Origin of the sequence: Streptococcus hyovaginalis DSM 12219 (assembly GCF_000420785.1) — a bacterium.
Classification (GTDB): Bacteria; Bacillota; Bacilli; order Lactobacillales; family Streptococcaceae; genus Streptococcus; species Streptococcus hyovaginalis.
This window is the reverse complement of record NZ_ATVP01000003.1, coordinates 36,170-55,246: the sequence shown is the minus strand read 5'-3', so window position 1 is coordinate 55,246 and position 19,077 is coordinate 36,170. Positions and strand designations below refer to the sequence as shown.

At 39.3% G+C, this 19,077-nt stretch carries 20 protein-coding genes and 1 riboswitch; of the genes, 12 read left to right on the top strand and 8 right to left on the bottom strand.

The features are described from left to right. Positions 1-36 precede the first annotated feature (36 nt). Together ftsW and ppc are read right to left on the bottom strand one after the other, a co-directional pair. Positions 37-1,281: a cell division peptidoglycan polymerase FtsW gene (gene ftsW / locus G574_RS0102615; RefSeq protein ID WP_029690845.1), complete on the bottom strand. Its 1,245-nt coding sequence runs from the start codon at positions 1,279-1,281 to the stop codon at positions 37-39. Positions 1,282-1,895: 614 nt separating this feature from the next. After that, positions 1,896-4,685: a phosphoenolpyruvate carboxylase gene (ppc, locus tag G574_RS0102605; protein ID WP_029690843.1), complete on the bottom strand. Its 2,790-nt coding sequence runs from the start codon at positions 4,683-4,685 to the stop codon at positions 1,896-1,898. 143 nt (positions 4,686-4,828) lie between these two features. Between ppc and pepF the strand changes: the two genes are divergently transcribed. Both pepF and G574_RS0102595 read left to right on the top strand, forming a co-directional pair. Then, positions 4,829-6,637 carry an oligoendopeptidase F gene (pepF, locus tag G574_RS0102600; protein ID WP_029690842.1) on the top strand — a complete coding sequence of 603 codons (1,809 nt, stop codon included), beginning with the start codon at positions 4,829-4,831 and terminating at the stop codon, positions 6,635-6,637. Next, positions 6,621-7,100: a glutathione peroxidase gene (locus G574_RS0102595; protein WP_029690841.1), complete on the top strand. Its 480-nt coding sequence runs from the start codon at positions 6,621-6,623 to the stop codon at positions 7,098-7,100. Before pepF ends, G574_RS0102595 begins: the two co-directional genes overlap by 17 nt. Before the next feature lie 398 nt (positions 7,101-7,498). On the opposite strand, the gene G574_RS0102590 is transcribed toward G574_RS0102595, so the two are convergent. From G574_RS0102590 to G574_RS0102580, 3 genes are all read right to left on the bottom strand, one after another. Next, a complete protein-coding gene (locus G574_RS0102590) occupies positions 7,499-7,879 on the bottom strand; it encodes a DUF4430 domain-containing protein (RefSeq protein ID WP_029690840.1) in 381 nt (126 codons plus the stop codon). After that, a complete protein-coding gene (locus tag G574_RS0102585) occupies positions 7,845-8,372 on the bottom strand; it encodes an ECF transporter S component (RefSeq protein ID WP_029690839.1) in 528 nt (175 codons plus the stop codon). Before G574_RS0102585 ends, G574_RS0102590 begins: the two co-directional genes overlap by 35 nt. Positions 8,373-8,459: 87 nt before the next feature. After that, positions 8,460-9,593, bottom strand: a complete 1,134-nt coding sequence (locus tag G574_RS0102580; RefSeq protein ID WP_029690838.1) for a 5-methyltetrahydropteroyltriglutamate--homocysteine S-methyltransferase — start codon at positions 9,591-9,593, stop codon at positions 8,460-8,462. 191 nt (positions 9,594-9,784) lie between these two features. On the opposite strand from G574_RS0102580, the gene G574_RS0102575 reads away from it, so the two are divergent. The 7 genes from G574_RS0102575 to G574_RS0102545 all read left to right on the top strand — a co-directional run bounded on the left by G574_RS0102575 (position 9,785) and on the right by G574_RS0102545 (position 14,790). Next, positions 9,785-10,657: a glycoside hydrolase family 25 protein gene (locus G574_RS0102575; RefSeq protein WP_029690837.1), complete on the top strand. Its 873-nt coding sequence runs from the start codon at positions 9,785-9,787 to the stop codon at positions 10,655-10,657. Positions 10,658-10,752: 95 nt separating this feature from the next. Next, a riboswitch (TPP riboswitch) is annotated at positions 10,753-10,852 on the top strand. Between the two features lie 42 nt (positions 10,853-10,894). Further along, positions 10,895-11,458: an energy-coupled thiamine transporter ThiT gene (gene thiT, locus G574_RS0102570; protein WP_029690836.1), complete on the top strand. Its 564-nt coding sequence runs from the start codon at positions 10,895-10,897 to the stop codon at positions 11,456-11,458. Positions 11,459-11,494: 36 nt separating this feature from the next. Continuing rightward, a complete protein-coding gene (locus G574_RS0102565) occupies positions 11,495-12,427 on the top strand; it encodes a peptidoglycan recognition protein family protein (RefSeq protein ID WP_029690835.1) in 933 nt (310 codons plus the stop codon). A 53-nt stretch (positions 12,428-12,480) separates the two neighbouring features. After that, complete coding sequence (locus G574_RS0102560) at positions 12,481-13,326, top strand: DUF368 domain-containing protein (protein WP_029690834.1); 846 nt, start codon at positions 12,481-12,483, stop codon at positions 13,324-13,326. Further along, the gene (locus G574_RS0102555) at positions 13,323-13,796 is read left to right on the top strand and encodes an aminoacyl-tRNA deacylase (protein WP_029690833.1); all 474 of its coding nucleotides are present in this window, start codon (positions 13,323-13,325) and stop codon (positions 13,794-13,796) included. The genes G574_RS0102560 and G574_RS0102555 overlap by 4 nt, the downstream gene beginning before the upstream one ends. 2 nt (positions 13,797-13,798) lie before the next feature. Next, the gene (locus G574_RS0102550) at positions 13,799-14,164 is read left to right on the top strand and encodes a YccF domain-containing protein (RefSeq protein ID WP_029690832.1); all 366 of its coding nucleotides are present in this window, start codon (positions 13,799-13,801) and stop codon (positions 14,162-14,164) included. 2 nt (positions 14,165-14,166) lie between these two features. Further along, positions 14,167-14,790 carry a histidine phosphatase family protein gene (locus G574_RS0102545; RefSeq protein WP_017770440.1) on the top strand — a complete coding sequence of 208 codons (624 nt, stop codon included), beginning with the start codon at positions 14,167-14,169 and terminating at the stop codon, positions 14,788-14,790. 38 nt (positions 14,791-14,828) lie between these two features. Here the strand turns inward: G574_RS0102545 and G574_RS0102540 are convergent, their stop codons facing one another. After that, on the bottom strand, positions 14,829-15,731 hold the full coding sequence (locus tag G574_RS0102540) for an HAD family hydrolase (RefSeq protein WP_017770439.1): 903 nt from the start codon (positions 15,729-15,731) through the stop codon (positions 14,829-14,831). A gap of 139 nt (positions 15,732-15,870) precedes the next feature. Between G574_RS0102540 and lysS the strand changes: the two genes are divergently transcribed. Further along, positions 15,871-17,361 carry a lysine--tRNA ligase gene (gene lysS, locus G574_RS0102535; RefSeq protein WP_029690831.1) on the top strand — a complete coding sequence of 497 codons (1,491 nt, stop codon included), beginning with the start codon at positions 15,871-15,873 and terminating at the stop codon, positions 17,359-17,361. A 250-nt stretch (positions 17,362-17,611) separates the two neighbouring features. Then, a complete protein-coding gene (locus G574_RS11620; RefSeq protein ID WP_029690830.1) occupies positions 17,612-17,764 on the top strand; it encodes a hypothetical protein in 153 nt (50 codons plus the stop codon). Positions 17,765-17,779: 15 nt separating this feature from the next. Here G574_RS11620 and G574_RS0102525 read toward each other — a convergent pair whose 3' ends face one another. Then, complete coding sequence (locus tag G574_RS0102525) at positions 17,780-17,992, bottom strand: YdbC family protein (protein ID WP_017769061.1); 213 nt, start codon at positions 17,990-17,992, stop codon at positions 17,780-17,782. 216 nt (positions 17,993-18,208) lie between these two features. Between G574_RS0102525 and G574_RS0102520 the strand changes: the two genes are divergently transcribed. Continuing rightward, positions 18,209-18,499, top strand: a complete 291-nt coding sequence (locus G574_RS0102520) for a DUF3270 family protein (RefSeq protein WP_029690829.1) — start codon at positions 18,209-18,211, stop codon at positions 18,497-18,499. 143 nt (positions 18,500-18,642) lie between these two features. Here the strand turns inward: G574_RS0102520 and G574_RS0102515 are convergent, their stop codons facing one another. Further along, positions 18,643-19,071: a YtxH domain-containing protein gene (locus G574_RS0102515; RefSeq protein WP_029690828.1), complete on the bottom strand. Its 429-nt coding sequence runs from the start codon at positions 19,069-19,071 to the stop codon at positions 18,643-18,645. Positions 19,072-19,077 lie beyond the last annotated feature (6 nt).

Here is a 19,077-nt window from a genome sequence, read left to right as displayed (position 1 = left end):
ACCAAAAGGTAACAAAAAAACCAGAAAAATCTGGTTTTATAGGTCTTCTACTTCTACTTTAGCAGCTTCTCTTTCTGCTTCTTCTATGATTTCAGCACGTTTCTCATTGGCATCAATATTTAAGACAACAGCGATAGCTACAGATAATACCAACAAGCTGTTCCCACCTTGAGAAAAGAACGGGAAAGTTACTCCTGTTGACGGAATTAAACCAGATATACCACCGATATTAACAAAAATCTGCATCAACATCATGCCACCAATGCCGATCGCCATCATAGCATTGAAAGGATTTTTAGCTTTGACACCAACCAGGATAATCCGTAACACCAAAAAGAAAACTAATGACAAGATCAAGCAAGCACCAATCATACCAAACTCTTCCATTACGATTGAAAAGACAAAATCGGTAGTTGCCTCAGGAAGGTAGCCGCGCTTCTCGATTGAATTTCCAAGCCCCAGACCAAACCAACTTCCGTTACTCATTGCATAATAAGAATGGGCTAATTGATGTCCTGAATCTGTCACATCATTGAAAGGATTATAAAAGGCGCTAAATCGTTTAGCAACATAACCGAAGACTGGAACCTTAGCCATCGTTTCCACACCAACAACTCCAATAAGACCTAAAAATAGAGCTGAGGCTACGGTGATACTTAAAAAAATCGCTGAAAACCATCTGTAACCAATACCGCTAACCGTGATCATGATTAAGACTGTTAACACGATAATAGCCGCATTTCCCAAGTCGGGTTGAGCTGCTACAAGACCAATGAGTAGCAGAGAGACCATTCGCCAATCCTTGAAATCCTGAGCCTCTCTCGGCCACCAGCGACGTCTGGTCAAAGCCTGATAATCGTAAACGGCAATGGACTTTTGACGTCTACTAAAATGAAAGGCCAGATACCATACAATCAGCAATTTCAGATATTCAGCAGGCTGAAAACTCATAGGACCAATGACGATCCAACCATGTGCTCCGTTAACCTCTTGCGTAAAAAATCGCGCGACAATTAACAAAATAACCTCAACAAAGATCGCTGCATTGACCACTCTGGAATTTTTTAAAAAGTTCAACTTTAACCGATAAATAAAAAGGATGGCAATCAAACTGATAATCCAAAAGACCCCTTGATTAATCATGGAAGCAAAAGGATTGAGTCCAAAGTCAATTAATGTTGCACTGGTTGTGGAATAAATAATAATCAAACCCAAAATAGATAAAATGAGATAGGGTAAGAGAATGGAATAATTAAGAAGATGTTTTTTTTCAATATGCATAATTTTAGTTCTTTTTCTGTTAATGACATTAGCATTATATCATCTTTCAAGGAAAAGCCAAACTGAGAAGATACTATCGGTAAGATGGCCATTATTAACGAAAAGGAACGAGGAAGGACACATCACAAGTTGAATGCGCTCTTTCTCGCTCCCTTATGTTAAGTCGGTTAGGTTGACCATCGGGCAAAAGCCTAGTGACTACACTATTACTATATCAACCGATCCACTCGGCCGATCATTCAAAAATGTCATCTCTCCAGTCCCAGTGGAAAGTAGTTGGACACAAAATCCAATATATCAACTGTTGATTAACCAAAAACATATTAACGCAGTGGTTGAATTGGTTAAAAAGATTCCCCAAACCTTTGGAGTTATTCAGGGGGCGTTAAAAGTTCCAGTAAAACTTTTAACACCTGAGCCTAGAAACAGGAAAGCGAGGCGGTCTGGGAAGGAAACGTTTATAGGTCACCAACAAGGCTTAAGACTTGTTGACAAATTCTTTTTCAATCTTTCGAGTTAAGTCTACTCCCATTTATCCGCTTTTTCTGAAAAGTTATACGATCGACGGGTAATGCCTGACTTTAAACTACTGCACTAGTTATCTCAATCTTATCTTAGCCTGAATTTCGCAAACCAGTGGCAATACCATTAATCGTGATATGAATGAGCTTAGTATCTGACTCACTCAACTCTCCAGCCCGTAATCGCTTGATCAACTCAATTTGAACATAGTTGAGAACGTTGAAGTATGGCAGGCGATAGTCTAGGCTGGCCTTAAGATTTGGTAATTCTTCCAAAAGGTCCTCGTGTTGTTGGATAGCTAACACAACATCTTTTGTTAATTGCCACTCGTCTAAAAGAGTTGCGTATACATCTCGAACGGCCGGATCTTCTGCCATCTGAGCATATTGGAAAGCAATGTTCATATTAGATTTCGATAGCACCATGTCAACATTAGCTAATAGAGACTTGAAGAATGGCCAAGATTGATACATTTCTTGCAATTTCGCCAAATGGCTTGGATCTTGATCAATATAGTGTTTGAAGCTGGAACCAACACCATACCATCCAGGAAACATAACCCGATTTTGTGACCAAGAGAAAACCCAAGGGATCGCACGCAAGCCAGAAATTTCGGTAATTGTCTTACGCGCTGCTGGACGAGAACCAATATTGAGACTAGATACTTCCTTTATAGGACTTGCCTCAAAGAAGTAATCATAAAAATGCGGATTGCCAAAGACAAGATCTCTATAAATGTGATTACTGTCTTCAACAATGATGTCCATAGTCGCACGGTAATCATCAATTTTAGTTGGATCAGTAATCATTTGAGTCACCATACGATCCAATGTCGAAGAAACTAACATTTCCAAGTTATAGTAGGCAGAGTCTTTATTACCATATTTTGTACCGATAACCTCGCCTTGCTCAGTCACACGAATACGATCTTTGATGGAGCCAAATGGTTGAGACGTAATGGCGTCATAAGAAGGCCCACCACCACGACCAACAGTTCCTCCACGACCGTGGAAAAAGGTGATCTTGACACCAAAGTCTTCGCCTAATTGGGTTAGTTCGTTTTGAGCTTTATAAAGTGTCCATCCTGAAGAAAGGTAACCCCCGTCCTTGTTCGAGTCTGAATAGCCCAACATGACTTCTTGATAACCACCTTGATCTGCAATCCAGTTTTTAACAATATCAAGACCTAGATAATCAGTCATAATGGCCTTAGCATTGTCCAAATCTTCAATGGTCTCAAATAGTGGAACAATTTGGATGCGGGCACTTTCCTTATCCAGTAACCCAACTTCTTTTAGCATGATAGCTAACTCAAGCATATCCGATACTGTTTCCGTATGCGAGATGATATGCTGTTTGATGATCTCTTCACCTAGTTGGTCTTTTAGTTCACGCGCCGTCTGATAAATAGCCAGTTCTTTTTCCAATAATTCGGATTTTGGTGCATTGGTTGCGCCCAGACATCTCGGATCTTCTGTCAGTTCGTGTAAAAGAAGGTGACATTTTTCGTCTTCCGATAGGGCACTGTAATCTTGTTCAATATTTGCTGATTTTAATAGTTCAGCAACACAGGCTTCTTGCACACTGGAATCCTGACGTAAGTCGATAGTTGCCAAGAAAAAGCCAAAGACATCAACTGCCTGCAGCAACTCTGTGAAGTCCCCACTCAACAAAGTCTCTGTTTTGTTGGCAATCAAAGAATCACGAATAGTGTCTAAATCTTCCTTAAATTCTCGTGATGTTTCATAGTAATCTTGGATAAGTTCAGGATCTTTGGAATGTGATTGATGGTAACTAACTGTGTGTGGCTGTTTTTTGACTTGGCTTAACTTAGTCAATTTCGGAAGAGTATCGTCTTGATCCCCTTTGATTCTAACTAGTGTGTTAACAAGTTTAGCTTGTAGATAAGAAAAGGCTTTTCGATAAGGCTCATTTTCACGGAATTCCGATGTATCCTGTGATTTTTCAGCTAGTGCCATCATCTCTTCTGACACTTCACCAAGTGTACTTGAAAGAGAGACTTGACGATAGAGACTTGTCACCTTTTCGATATAGTAAGTGAGAATCACCTCACTTTGTAAGGTTGCCGAGAGCTTTAAGGTTTGAGCTGTAACAAAGGGATTCCCATCACGATCACCACCGATCCACATCCCCATTGTAATCGGTTTAGGATTCTCAAGAGCTAGCCCATGCTTTTCAGCCAATTCTTTGTACTCCCTTGTAAGCTTAGTGATTGCCTTTATTAAAGAAGTATTGTAATATTCCATCACATTGGTGATTTCATTTTTTACCTTAAGTTTCTTCTCTCGAATAATGTCTGTTTGCATGATAATCTGAATATAACGACGCAGATCAGCATACCACTTATCCTGGTTAATCAATCCTCTCTTCACATCACGATGCTTCCTAAGCAAATCGTGAATCTGATTGGTCAACTCTAACATGGTTTTACGTTGAACTTGTGTCGGATGAGCTGTTAATACAGGAACAACATTCAAATGGTTAATGTAGTCATTCGCATGCTCACTTTGTGCCACAGCTTCCATCACTGTAGATAATTTACCTAAATAGTCTTTATGCACATTGTTTTGGTAATTGACTTCATAGGCTAAGTCCACATCTTCAGCAATATTGATTAACAGAGGTAAAATAGCAAAATAACGCGAGATAATAATCATATCTTCAGTACTCAAATCAGCGATTTGCGTTTGAAGATTTTGATAATCCATTTCTTGTGACAACTGTGTCAACTGCTTTATTTTGTCAAAGGTATCCTCACCCACCATATGAGAAGTTGTTTCTTCTAGAAGTGTCGTTAGTATAGCAACTTCTTCTTGTATCAGTTGCTGGTTGCTGCTGCTCTCTAATTTTTGTATCGTCACAGAACTCACTCCGTTTCTATTATCCTTACGGATTATCATATCATTTTTCAAAGCTAAATGTCACTTGATTTCCCTAATTTTTTCACAAATCCTTTTAAGTATATTTTTCAAATCTGTTATACTATTAAGAAAAGGAGAATCCAATGAAATTAAAAAAACGTGCCGACTTCCCTGAAAATGAACTTTGGGATTTAACCGCTTTATATAAAGATCGCCAAGATTTTCTCTTAGCCATCGAAAAAGCTTTAGGAGATATTGATACCTTTGTCCGTGATTATCAGAACAACTTGAACTCAGTTGATGATTTTACACAAGCTCTGATGGAACTTGAACAGATTTACATCCAAATGAGTCACATCGAAACCTACGCCTTCATGCCGCAAACCACTGATTTTTCAAGCGAGGAATTTGCTGAAATCGCAAAAGCTGGTGATGATTTTGCAACCAAAGCTAGTGTGGCTCTCAGCTTCTTTGATACAGCGCTAGCTACTGCCGATTCTGCTGTTTTAGATGAACTAGAAGCTAATCCTCACTTTAGCGCAGCCATTCGCCAAGCTAAAATCCAAAAGAAACACCTCCTTGATCCTCAAGTGGAAAAAGCCCTCTCAAACTTGCGAGAAGTTCTAGGTGCCCCATACGATATCTACACTAAGATGCGTGCTGGTGATTTTGCTATGGAAGATTTTGAAGTTGATGGCAAAATCTATCAAAATTCTTTTGTTAGCTATGAAAATTTCTATCAGAACCACGAGGATGCAGAGATTCGAGAAAAAGCCTTCCGCTCTTTTTCTAAAGGGCTAAGAGCACATCAAAATGCTGCTGCCGCTGCCTATCTTGCCAAGGTTAAATCTGAAAAATTAATCGCAGACATGCGGGGATACGATTCTGTTTATGATTATCTTTTGGCAGAACAAGAAGTTGACCGCAGTATGTTTGATCGTCAAATTGACCTTATAATGGCCGAATTTGGACCCGTAGCTCAAAAATACCTCAAGCATATCGCTGAAGTTAACGGTTTAGACAAAATGACCTTTGCTGACTGGAAATTAGACATCGACACTGAGCTCAATCCAGATGTTTCTATCGACGATGCTTACGAATTGGTCATGAAATCAGTCACCCCTCTTGGTCCAGAATATATCAAAGAAGTCGAACGCTATCAAACCGAACGCTGGGTTGACTTTGCTGCAAATGCAAATAAAGATTCTGGTGGCTATGCAGCTGATCCCTATAAGGTTCACCCTTACGTACTCATGAGTTGGACCGGACGTATGTCAGATGTTTACACCTTGATTCATGAAATTGGACACTCTGGACAGTTCATTTTCTCTGATAACAATCAATCCTACTACAACACCCACATGTCAACTTACTATGTCGAAGCGCCATCAACTTTCAATGAATTACTCTTAAGCGACTATTTGGAAAACCAATTTGACACCGCTCGCCAGAAACGTTTCGCTTTAGCTCATCGATTAACAGATACCTACTTCCATAACTTCATCACTCACTTGCTTGAAGCTGCCTTTCAACGTAAGGTTTATGATTTAATTGAAGCTGGCGGTACTTTCGGTGCAGAGACACTGAACACTTTCATGAAGGAAGTCTTAACCGACTTCTGGGGTGATGCTGTCGAGATTGACGACGATGCGGCTCTTACCTGGATGCGCCAAGCTCACTATTATATGGGACTTTATAGTTATACCTACTCAGCAGGCTTGGTTCTCTCAACAGCTGGCTACCTAAACCTCAAAAACAACGCCAATGGAGCTCAAGAATGGTTAGAACTCCTAAAATCGGGTGGCAGTAAAACACCACTTGATACGGCCATGATCATCGGTGCTGATATTTCAACCGACAAACCTCTTCGAGATACTATCCAATTCTTGAGTGACACGGTTGATCAAATCATTACTTATAGTCAGGAGCTTGATTATGGTAAAACTCAGTGATTTTATCGTCAAAGGACAGGACGGCAATGACGTCTCACTCGAAGCATTCAAGGGAAAACTGGTTCTGATTGTCAATACGGCCACCGGATGCGGGCTGACACCACAATACCAAGGCTTACAAAACCTTTATGACACCTATAAAGATCAAGGCTTTGTCATTCTTGATTTTCCCTGCAACCAGTTTATGAATCAAGCACCTGGTACTGCAGATGAGATCAATCAGTTTTGTAGCATCAACTACCAGACGACATTCCCACGTTTTGCAAAAATCAAAGTTAATGGTAAAGCAGCTGATCCCCTCTACCAATGGCTAAAAGAAGAAGCTAAGGGACCACTCGGTAAAGCTATCGAATGGAATTTTGCAAAATTTTTAGTTGGTCGAGACGGTACCGTTATCAAGCGTTTTACCGCCAAGACAGAACCTGAAAACTTGCGTTCTGATATCGAAAGCCATCTAAAATAAAAAGAAGTAAAAACATTATCTTCGAATGATTTTGGGGACACCGCAATCAAAAACAAGTAAAAAAAAGACAGCTAATCTCTTTTCTTACTAACATCGTCTATTCGACAATGTTCCGTTAGAGAACAAATATAACAAACTCTTTTTATCTCTTACTATAAATTGCATATGAAACATAAAAGCAATCTGAGATTATCCCCTGAATCTAAATCTCTTTAGATTAAAAGTCTTGACGATGATATTAGGATAAAAATCTGATGTCAATGTAAAAAGCGAGTAATATTGTTTTTCTGTCAGACAGAATCCCATATTACTTGCTTTTTAAAGTCTAATCGATTGTTTCAACAGTTGGAAATAACTATTAAAAGTGGGGTTGAACACAATGTCCAACCCCTATCATTTTAATTAGCGACTTCTTGGTAAAAGACGATTTTATCCCCATCAGACACGATCATATCTTCAGCTCCTTTTTCAGCCATCTTACCGTTTATGTCATACATCCAGTAAAGATTTTTGCTTGGGTCTTGCTGATGTCCGTCAATTTCTGTGACAAAGCCATTGTCATCTTCGACGTCAAACCCCTCCTCAAGAGCGTCCATAACCGAGTCATCTTTGTCCACTGTCACTTCTTTTGTGCTCTCTTTTTCACCTTGTGGCTTTACAGACACAGTCACTTTGATGTCGTCTGAAGAATCCGTTAGCTTTGCTTTTTCATTATTAGCACAGGCAGTTAATAAACAGATGGAACTAATGAGGGCGATCGGTGTGATCATTCTTTTCATGATAAAATCTCCTTAAAATAAACGTTAGTATGGGATAAAACAAAAGTGTTGATAAGGCATGGTTTAGATTAAACGGCAGTCCTGCTACAACATAGGACCACCAGGGCATTCCCCAAAAAAACGCCATCAAACTATCAATAATCATACCATATAAAAAAGCGGTACACATTGATAAAAGTGATAAAAAGTAGCGATTCCATTTCCTTATGGTCAGGAGTCTCCAAAAGACTAACAGCAAACCAAAGCTAATGATTTGAAAAAATACCCACGGTCCAAATCCTAATAAAAAAGAGGAAATCAACATTGTTAGTCCCATCACCAAAAAAGCAAGTCCTAAATTTTCAAAAGTCACTAAAAGTAGAAATAAAGCTGTAATCGGTTGGATATTTGGGAACGCCGCAAAGGCATAACGTAGTACCACACATAAGGCTGAAAGCATGGCAATCTTACTCATGGTTTGAACAGTTAAAAATCGTTTTCTTGGTTGTACCATAAGAGTATTATCTCAAATAAATCCCCATTTGACCATGGTAAGAAAAAAATCCTTGATAATTCAAGGATTTTCTAGTATTTTTATGAATTAGCTCCAAACCTGGTCAATGACTTCTTTAACCAAGGCCAGTTTTCGCCATTGATCTTCTTCTGTTAAAATATTACCTTCCTCAGTTGAAGCAAAGCCACACTGTGTTGAAAGCCAAAGTTGATCCAGAGGTAAGTACTGGCTCGCTTCCTTAATACGTGAAACCAACTGTTCTTTATCTTCTAGTTCTGGAAATTTCGATGTGATAAGTCCCAAAACAGCTACTTTTTCAGGATCTTTAAAGGCTTTTAATGGTTCAAAGCCACCTGAACGCTCTGTATCAAACTCTAGGAAATACGTTTTAGCTTCTTCATCCGCAAACAGTTCTTTTGCTATAGGATCATAGCCGCCAGATGACGCCCAAGTCGAATGATAATTCCCACGGCAAACATGGGTGTTAACCAATAGCCCTTCTGGGATATTTTGGTAAACATCATTGTTCAAGGTTAAGAAAAGTTCTGCTAGCTCATTACGAACCTCAAGTTTCGTTTTACCTTGTGGTTGTCCCCAAGCCGTCAAGAAATTATCGTCAACTAAGACACCCCACGTACAATCATCAACTTGCAAGGTTTTGAGACCAGCATCTACCAAATCCGAAATCACTTGCAGATAAGCATTTTTGAGATCCTCTCGTAATTCCCCAAAATTAGGATAAATATCATTCAATTTTGCCACGTGCTCCTCATCGCGGATGAGTTCAAAATAAAATTGAGCAGGAGCTGGAATGGTATATTTTGCTTCTACAGTTGTGTTAAGACTATCGACATATTCTTTTAGAAAACGGTAGGCTGCTACAAAAGGATGATTTTCTCCTGAAATTTTACCAGCAATCAAAGCTGAGTCTGCCTTGGTTTCTTCACCATGGAATTGGTAACCAGAAGCTGCTTGAATATGATCAATCCCTTGAAATCCCCAAAAGAAATCAAGATGCCAGTAAGCACGACGAAACTCACCATCTGTGACCTTTTCAAGTCCAGCAGCGATCTGCTTATCAACCAAATCTTTGATAGCGATATCTTCGACTGATTTGAGATCTTCTGCAGATAAGTTCCCAGCTTCAAAGGCTGAGCATGCGTTTTGCAACGCTTCTGGACGAAGAAAAGAGCCAACATGTTCAAAATATTTTTTCACCATAATAATCTCCAATGTAATGTAATGCTTCCATTTTAGCAAAACACCTTATAGTTGAAAAATATATATAATTTATAATTTTATATAGTTAAAAACTATGTAAATGTAACAAAATGATGACAAAATGGCTTTACAATAACTTTTTGGGGTTACTTACTTTGATTTTTTATATTTTTTAAGTTACAATAGCGGAGATGAGAAAGAGAATAAAACCAATTGTTGTCTTTGTCTTTCTAGGATTCGTGCTAACACTTTTAATTGCAACAAAACTTTTCGCCATGTACGAAAGAAATGTGCAATTAACTGCTGCCAAAAATACTATTCCAACCATTAGCTCTAGTTCCCAGAAAAATAAAACAACATCTTCAACCCAAAAAGTAGAGGAAATTACTTCCCTTGATCCCATCATCGATGTTTCTGGTTGGCAACTTCCAGAAGAAATGGATTATGATACCCTATCCGAAAATGTTTCAGGTGTTATTGTCCGTGTTTTCGGAGGATCGGGAATCGGTATTGATAACAATGCAACCAATGCTAAAGGTGTTGACAAATCTTACAAAAAACATATTGAAGAATTTCAAAAGCGTGATGTTCCAGTAGCTGTTTATGCCTACGTTATGGGAAAAAGCGTGAAGGAAATGCGTGAAGAGGCCCGTATTTTATATGAAAAATCATCTCCCTATAAACCAACCTATTACTGGTTAGACGTAGAGGAAAAAACGATGACTGATATGGATAAAGGTGTGGAGGCTTTTCGTCAAGAACTCGAAAAACTAGGCGCCAAAAATATCGGAATCTATATCGGAACCTATTTCATGGAGGAGCACAGTATCTCCACAGATAAGTTTGATGCCATATGGTTTCCAACTTACGGAACGGACTCCGGTTATTATGAAGAAGATCCTCACACCGATCTTGATTACGACCTTCATCAATATACCTCACAAGGCTACGTTGAGGGATTCGATAAAGTGCTCGATTTAAACCGAATTGCTTCTAATAAGAGCATCGGTGATACTTATGAAAAATTATTTGGACAACGCCCAAGTCAAAAAGCACAAGAGTAAGTTCAAGCTTAGTCTATTGACAGACTGAGCTTTTTTCGTTACACTAAATTGTATTCGATTTCATTTTAATGAAAGTCGTCTACTTTTTACAGTTTAATACCACAAGGGAGTGCCTTTTGGCTGAGATCACAAATGTGAAATCCTTATCAACCTGATCTGGTTAGTACCAGCGTAGGAATTGTGCCCAACAAGACATTTGATAAGACTCCCACAGTCCATTTTGAAGGGAGTCTTTTTATGTCTAAAAACCTGATTTCATTTGTTGAAGCGGCCATTTTTACCTCACTTGCCATGATCCTGTCTTTCATTCCAGATTTTGCCAGTTGGTTTTCGCCCTCTTTCGGGGCAATTCCTCTAGTCGTTTTTTCGCTACGTCGTGGAACAAAATATGGACTTCTAGCAGGATTGCTATGGGGCTTGCTTCATTTTGCTCTTGGAAAAGTCTATTATCTAGCACTTTCTCAAGTTTTAATCGAGTATATCCTTGCTTTTCTGTCTATGGGAATCGCCGGTCTCCTAGCGACACCATTTCAAAAAAAATTACAGGCTAATCAAAACAAACAAGCTTTTATCACCGGTGCTTTAGCGGCCACTCTAGCTGTTTTGACAAGATACTTTTGGCATTTTATAGCTGGGGTTATCTTCTGGGGTTCTTACGCTCCCAAAGGAACATCTGTCTATTGGTATTCTTTTGTGGTGAATGGAACAGCTGGTTTAGCAACACTTATTCTTGTGCTTGTGAGTCTGGCCCTTCTTATCACTCCACAAGCCAAATCATTTTTCCTCGCTAAGGGACGCTAAAGTTTCCTTTAAGTATACTGTGGTATAATCTAGGGTATGCCCGTCTCAAAATATTATCGTAAGAAGAAAAAACGTCGTCAGCTGGTAGTTATTGGCATTTTTTTGCTCATTTTACTTGCTGGTTTTAACCTTTATCAACACTATGCTATGCAGCTACTAACCTATCCTACCAATCAAACAGCGTATGTTACCCCAGACCAAGACCTACGTGATCGGCGATTTCAAGCAACACAAAATCCATTGGAAGCTTCCAAAACGGTAGCCATCTCTGGCTATCGTGAGCATTTTATTAAAGGAAAAAGCCGACTCTTTGCTGAGATCACTGTTGCTGATGGGACCTATTATCTGCCAGCAAGTGAGGTCACCATTATCCAAGACAATCCCATTAACCAAGCTATTGCGGATCTTAATTACCCTAAAATCCCTACTAGCCAAGATAAGAAGGAATTCAGACAGTTGCTCTATGCCACCATTAATCAAAAGCCTAAAGGCATTATCATCCACGAAACTGGAAATGATGGCTCAACACTTGATGATGAAATCACCTATATGGTAAACAATTACCGTCAATCTGGTGTTTTCGTCCACAGCTTTATCGATGCTGATAGGGTTGTGGCTATTGCTGATACCAATAAGATGGCTCAGGGAGCAGGTCCTCAGGCTAATCCCTATTTCTTACAATTTGAAATGACCCGAGAAGCTGATCCCAATCGCTTCCTTAGGCAACTAGCCAATGCTGCCTACTATACGGCACAAGAACTCCATCACTACCATCTACCAGTTACGGTAGGTCAAGAAGATGGCCAAGGCACTATCTGGACTCACGATATGGTCTCGAGATACCTTGGAGGTACAGATCATACTGACCCTGTCGACTATTGGACCAGCATGGCTAACTACTACTGGGGAGTGGACTATACTGTTGACGATTTCACACAGTTAGTTCAAACCTATTATAATCAACTATAAAGACATAAAAATGGTATAATGTGACTTATACTATTTTTTATTTGGAGGCATTTATGTTCGCATGGCTTAGCCGCTTGGCTAAAGGTATTGTTATCGCACTTGGGTTTATTCTCCCTGGTGTTTCGGGAGGCGTCTTAGCTTCTATCTTAGGCTTATATCAAAAAATCATTGCCTTTCTAGCACACCCTACTCGTGATTTCTTTAAAAATATTCTCTTCTTCCTTCCTGTCGGCATTGGGGGAATTCTTGGAATCGCCCTTTTTTCAGCACCACTTGAATGGCTATTAGCTCACCATCAAGTTGCTACCCTTTGGGCCTTTACAGGAGCCATTGTCGGGACATTGCCTTCCCTTTGGCAAGAGGCTACTCTAGAAGGACGTCGTGATCAACTTGACTGGGGAATCCTTATTGGCACCTTCTTCATTTCTGGGCTACTCCTTTTCTTCTTAAACGACCTAGTTGGTACCATACCTGCTAGCTTCGCCAGCTTCGTATTAGCGGGAGCTTTGATTGCATTAGGTATTCTTGTTCCTGGTCTAAGCCCATCTAACTTATTGTTAATTATGGGATTATATAGCCCTATGTTGACAGGCTTTAAAAATCTTGATCTCCTTGGGGTTTTCCTACCAATTGCCATCGGTGGTGCTATTACCATGATTCTTTTTTCAAAAGCCATGGATTACGCCCTTGAAAACCACCATTCTCGTGTCTACCACTTTATTTTGGGCTTGGTTATTTCAAGTACTCTCTTAATTATTTTGCCAAATCCTCGTTCAGTCGAAAGTATTTCTTATGCAGGCGCAGGTTTTGGAACGTTCATTTTAGCACTTCTCCTTTTCCTAGGTGGTATTGCTCTCGGGGTTTGGATGAGTCGCCTTGAAGGAAAATACAAAAAATGAGTAAGAAAACAAAAATCAAAAAAACCTTGGTTGATCAAATTCTTGATAAGGCAGGGATTGCACACGATAGCCTTGTCATCAATGCCAAAACAGGGCAACTGCCAGAAGATATCGCTCGAGAAGATGTTTTTAAGACATTAGCCCTAATCGGCGATAAAACAGGTCCCATTATCGGTATTCTCCCCATTACAGAACACCTGGCTGAAAAGAAATTGGCTAAGATTTCTGGCAACAAAAAAGTTCATATGATCCCCCAAAAAGACCTACAAAAAACTACTGGCTATGTGCACGGTGCTAATAATCCTGTTGGGATTCGGCAAAAACACCCATATTCTATTTACATTGATGAAAGTGCTCTTAAAAAAGGTAATATGATCGTCTCTGCTGGAGAGGTTGGACGTTCCATCAGAATTAACAGTCAAACCTTAGCTGATTTTGTCCAAGCAACATTTGCTGATATAAAGGAGTAATCATGTCACTTATCGGAAATCTTATTTGGTTTATCTTCGCTGGTCTTTGGTCCTTTCTCACTTGGACAATCTCGGGTATTTTGCTTTGTCTAAGCATCGTCGGTATTCCACTAGGGTTGCAATGCTTTAAAATAGCTAGTTTTGGTCTTTTCCCTTTTGGTAAGGAAGTTGTCATCTCGTCTCGCAATACCAGCCTCATCTTAAATATCATCTGGATTGTGCTCTTTGGCTGGGAACTTGCCATTGTACACCTAACAACTGCTTTTTTCCTTTGCATTACAATTATCGGCATTCCTTTTGCAAAGCAATGCTTAAAACTCACGCAAATGAGTCTCTTCCCTTTTGGTATCAGAATCGTCAAGGAGTAAACATGCTACTATATTTCGTACGACACGGTAAGACCGAATGGAATGAAGAAGGGCGTTTCCAAGGGGCCAATGGCGATTCACCCTTGCTAAAAGAAGCTTACGCTGATATTTCTAAATTAGGTCAGGTATTAGCTCCGATTACTTTTGATAAGGCCTTCAGCAGTGATTTAAAGCGCGCAAAAGACACAGCACAACTACTAATGGCTAACAATCACAAACCGCAAGTCATTACTGAAACAAAGGCGTTGCGGGAATGGGCACTAGGGAAATTAGAGGGACAAAAAATTAGTCTCGTTGAAGCTATCTATCCTTCTCAAATGCAAGCTTTTCGTCAGAATCTTGGCATCTTTAGACCTCATTTATTCGAAGCAGAGTCTGTTTTCCAAGCCACACATCGTTTGGAGACTTTCCTTAAAGAAAACCTATCTCTTCAAGAAGACCATGTCCTCCTCGTTGGGCACGGTGCTCATCTAACTGCCTCTATCAGGTACTTATTAGGCTATGAACCCGCTCAACTTCGGGCTGCCGGAGGACTAGATAATGCCAGCCTAACCATCTTAGAAACAGATGACCTAAGGCATTACAAGCTCCTTTCTTGGAACGACACTAGCCACTATAAATCGTAAAAAAAATCTTTGGGAAGCTACCACTTCCCAAAGATTTTTTAATTAGCATATTTCATGCGCAATAATTTTTCTTGTTTTTTATCTAATCGTAATAAAATAACCACTTTATCAATACTCATATTGCTTTCCAATAGACGCTCTGCTGCCATCATCAAGCCATTATTAATCCCCATTTCAAGAATAGGGTTTTGTTTGTCATTGACATCAAAGATGAACTTATTATCAGGGAGATCAAAGAGAACTTTTACAGCTCCAAACAACTGCTCAAAACTATCGATCGCCACATCATAAACTGGCTTTGTCCCAGCTTTCAGAGTACGGCCGCGATGGTTAAACCACATGGCATGCCATCCGCCATTTTTAGCCCCCATCACATCATTATCATAAGAATCTCCGACATATAAGGTCGTCGCTGGATTCATATCAAACTGCTGAGCCGCTAAATTGAAAATTTCTTTTTCAGGTTTTTGAAATCCTGTTGCTTGGCTCACAATCACCCGCTTAGGATCAACATAATCATAAAGACCAAGTTTCTTCACTTTCTTCAATTGATGCTCTGTAGGGCCGTTAGTGATAATACCAATAGGAACATGCTTTGATTTGAGAAAATCAAGTGTCATACGCATTTCATCCAGCATGGTGATATTTTCTAACTCATGTTCATAGACCTCTTGAAAATGGTTGCCTTCTACTTCATCGATCTCACGGTAACCAAATTCTAGCAAGGTTTCTTTACAGCGCCAGAATCGGAAATACTCCGTCGTCCACTCCCCCGCCATGACACGTGGAAAACCGATATCAGAGTAATGTCTGAAACGAATGTATGCTTGGTTCATTTTAGTCATGTCAAAATCAGCAAAACATTTTTCCATAGCTAGACGATAGGGTGCTTGTTGATCGTAAATGGTATCATCGACGTCAAAAACAATTGAAGTGATCATGAATCCTATATCCTTTTTCTATTTTTTCAAACGTGACTATTATACCATTTTCTCCACTTTTTACCAAACGCCATCCTAATAATAGTGAATTATCAAGTGTTTTGTGTTACAATAAAGTGATTATTTATTGGAGGATGTCATGTCTAAAGAACATATTGAAGAATTAAATGACCAGGAGATTGTCCGTCGCGAAAAAATGACGGCTCTTGCCGAGCAAGGAATTGATCCATTCGGAAAACGTTTCGAACGTACCGCAAATTCTGGTGAATTAAAAGCGAAATACGCTGATAAAAGTAAAGAAGAATTGCATGATTTGAACGAAACTGCAATTGTAGCCGGTCGTTTGATGACAAAGCGTGGTAAAGGTAAGGTCGGCTTTGCTCACCTTCAAGACCGTGAGGGTCAAATTCAGCTTTATGTTCGTAAGGATACTGTCGGTGAAGAAAACTACGAAATCTTCAAAAAAGCGGACTTAGGTGACTTCCTTGGAGTTGAAGGCGAGATCATGCGTACAGACATGGGTGAACTTTCTATCAAAGCCACAAAATTAACCCATCTTTCAAAGGCTCTCCGTCCTCTTCCTGAGAAATTCCATGGATTAACAGACGTTGAGACCATTTACCGTAAACGTCACCTTGATTTGATTTCTAACCGTGAAAGCTTCGATCGCTTTGTAACACGCTCTAAAATCATTTCTGAAATGCGCCGTTACCTTGATGGCTTAGGTTTCCTTGAAGTCGAAACACCTGTCCTTCACAATGAAGCCGGTGGGGCTGCTGCTCGTCCATTTGTGACACACCACAACGCCCAAAACATTGATATGGTACTTCGTATCGCAACAGAATTACACTTAAAACGCTTGATTGTTGGTGGTATGGAACGTGTTTACGAAATTGGACGTATCTTCCGTAATGAAGGAATGGATGCAACTCACAACCCAGAGTTCACTTCTATCGAAGTTTATCAAGCCTACGCTGACTACCAAGATATCATGGACTTGACAGAAGGTATCATCCAACATGTTACCAAAGCTGTTAAAGGGGATGAGCCAGTCATTTATCAAGAAACTGAAATCAAGATCAACGAGCCATTCAAACGTGTCCATATGGTTGATGCTGTTAAAGAAATCACTGGCGTTGACTTCTGGCAGGAAATGACTTTGGAAGACGCTGTCGCAGCTGCTAAAGAGAAAAATGTGCCACTTGAAAAACACTTCACTTCTGTTGGTCACATTATCAATGCCTTCTTTGAAGAATTTGTTGAAGAGACGCTTATCCAACCAACATTTGTCTACGGACACCCTGTTGAAGTGTCGCCGCTTGCTAAGAAAAATGACAAAGACCCACGCTTCACAGACCGCTTCGAACTCTTTATCATGACTAAAGAATACGGTAATGCCTTCACTGAATTGAACGACCCAATCGATCAATTGTCACGTTTTGAAGCTCAAGCTCAGGCCAAAGAACTTGGTGATGACGAAGCTACTGGCATCGACTACGACTACGTTGAAGCTCTCGAATACGGTATGCCACCAACAGGTGGACTTGGTATCGGTATCGACCGCCTATGCATGCTCTTGACGGATACCACAACGATTCGAGATGTCCTCTTGTTCCCGACGATGAGATAAATAAATTTAAAATGCTTATCAGCCACCAGCATAACTGGTGGTTTTCTTGTATATCTCTGTGAAAACAGATCCAGTCTCTATAAAATTAGATCGGTACTAGAAGTCACATTTTTTCATCAGTAATCACGTCTCTAAAACTTGATGTCATACCAATCAGCAAATATTACAATCATTCTTTGACAGGTGATTTTCCTTTATCCCTGTTTCAAAAAATGTTACACTGGTCTTATCATTTCCAAAGGAGCAATCAATGTCCAAAGAATACCTTGCTTATCTTTCTGCTGCTATCTTTATCTTATATGGTATTTTTGCCAGCAAATGGTTATTTGTTTTCCTTGGTGCTATTTTTATTGTCATCGGGATTGCAGACCGTCTACAACATAAAAATAAGATTGGTAAATAACACCAATCTTATTTTTTATTTCTTAAATTCTTGAACTAATACTTGAAACTCTTCGTTGGTCAAGGTAATCCCTTTACCCATTTTGGTATGATCAGGACTCCACGACCTAATATCAAACTTTGGTTCTGCGCCATTAAAACTGACGCGGTTTAACTCTTTGGTCCAACCCTTGTCATTTTCTGAGAGTACCAAAAGTTTTTCCACAATTTCGAATGAAAATTCTGCCATAACTACCTCCAAAGTAACTATTAGTAACTCTTTACCCATTATAACGTTTTTGGAGAAGATTGCACAATAAAAATTTTAGTATTAGAATAGGACAAGCTCAAAGAGGTGTTTTTATTTTTGTATTGAAATACCAAGACAGTTGATTTATTTACAAAAACTAGTGACACATTGGTATTATTATGGTATTATGATAAAGAATCTATTGTAGGAGTTGTTATGGCAAGTCATTTGAAAAAACATACTCTGCCAGATGAGCAACATCATCATGAGCAGGAATTAGAACAAAAATACCAAAGTTACCATGACTTTGAACATAATAACATCAAAATGAGAGAGTTGGCTTTTTTTGGTCAAATTGCTATTTTCTCTATCTTTACGGTATTGACAGCTTTTGTTTTGCTTAGCTTCAATTTAGGAGCATATATAGCTTTTCCAATCGCAATGCTAGTGGCTACAGCACTAACGTCTATCGTCTATCAAGTTATTATTACCTTTGTTAAAAAATAACCCTTTCACTGAAAAAGTAGTTCAAATCACTGTCACTCATCTAATGGGTGATTTTTATTGCACTCTTTAGGTACAATAAAATCTAAAAGTCACTTTGTAAACTAAAAAAGATAAGGTAGAGCCTGTGCTCTACCTTATCTTTTTTAGGATTCTTGATCCTCATTATCATAATCAATAATGATATCATCGACTTCTGCTGTCGCTTGGACATCTTGATTACTTTCAGTCTTTTCAGCATTAGCGTTCCAGTCAGCAGCTTGATTCATTTTTTGAACTGTCTTTTCTTTAACTAAGTTGGCTTTTTCTTTAACTTGCTCCAAAACATCTTCTGCGGTCAACTCGCCATTTTCATATTTTGATTTGTAGTCGTTAAATTTCTCAAGCGCTAAATCTTTATATCCTTGTGCTTTTTCTTTAGCTACTTGATTATAAGTTTCAGGATTTTCTTTATAATCCGTAATAAATTCACTAGCTTTTGATTTAGCTTGTTTGCCTTTGGCTGTACTGAAGAAATAAGCAGCTGCAGCACCGGCTGTTGCACCTAGCAACAATGATTTTACTAATTTTGCCATATCTGT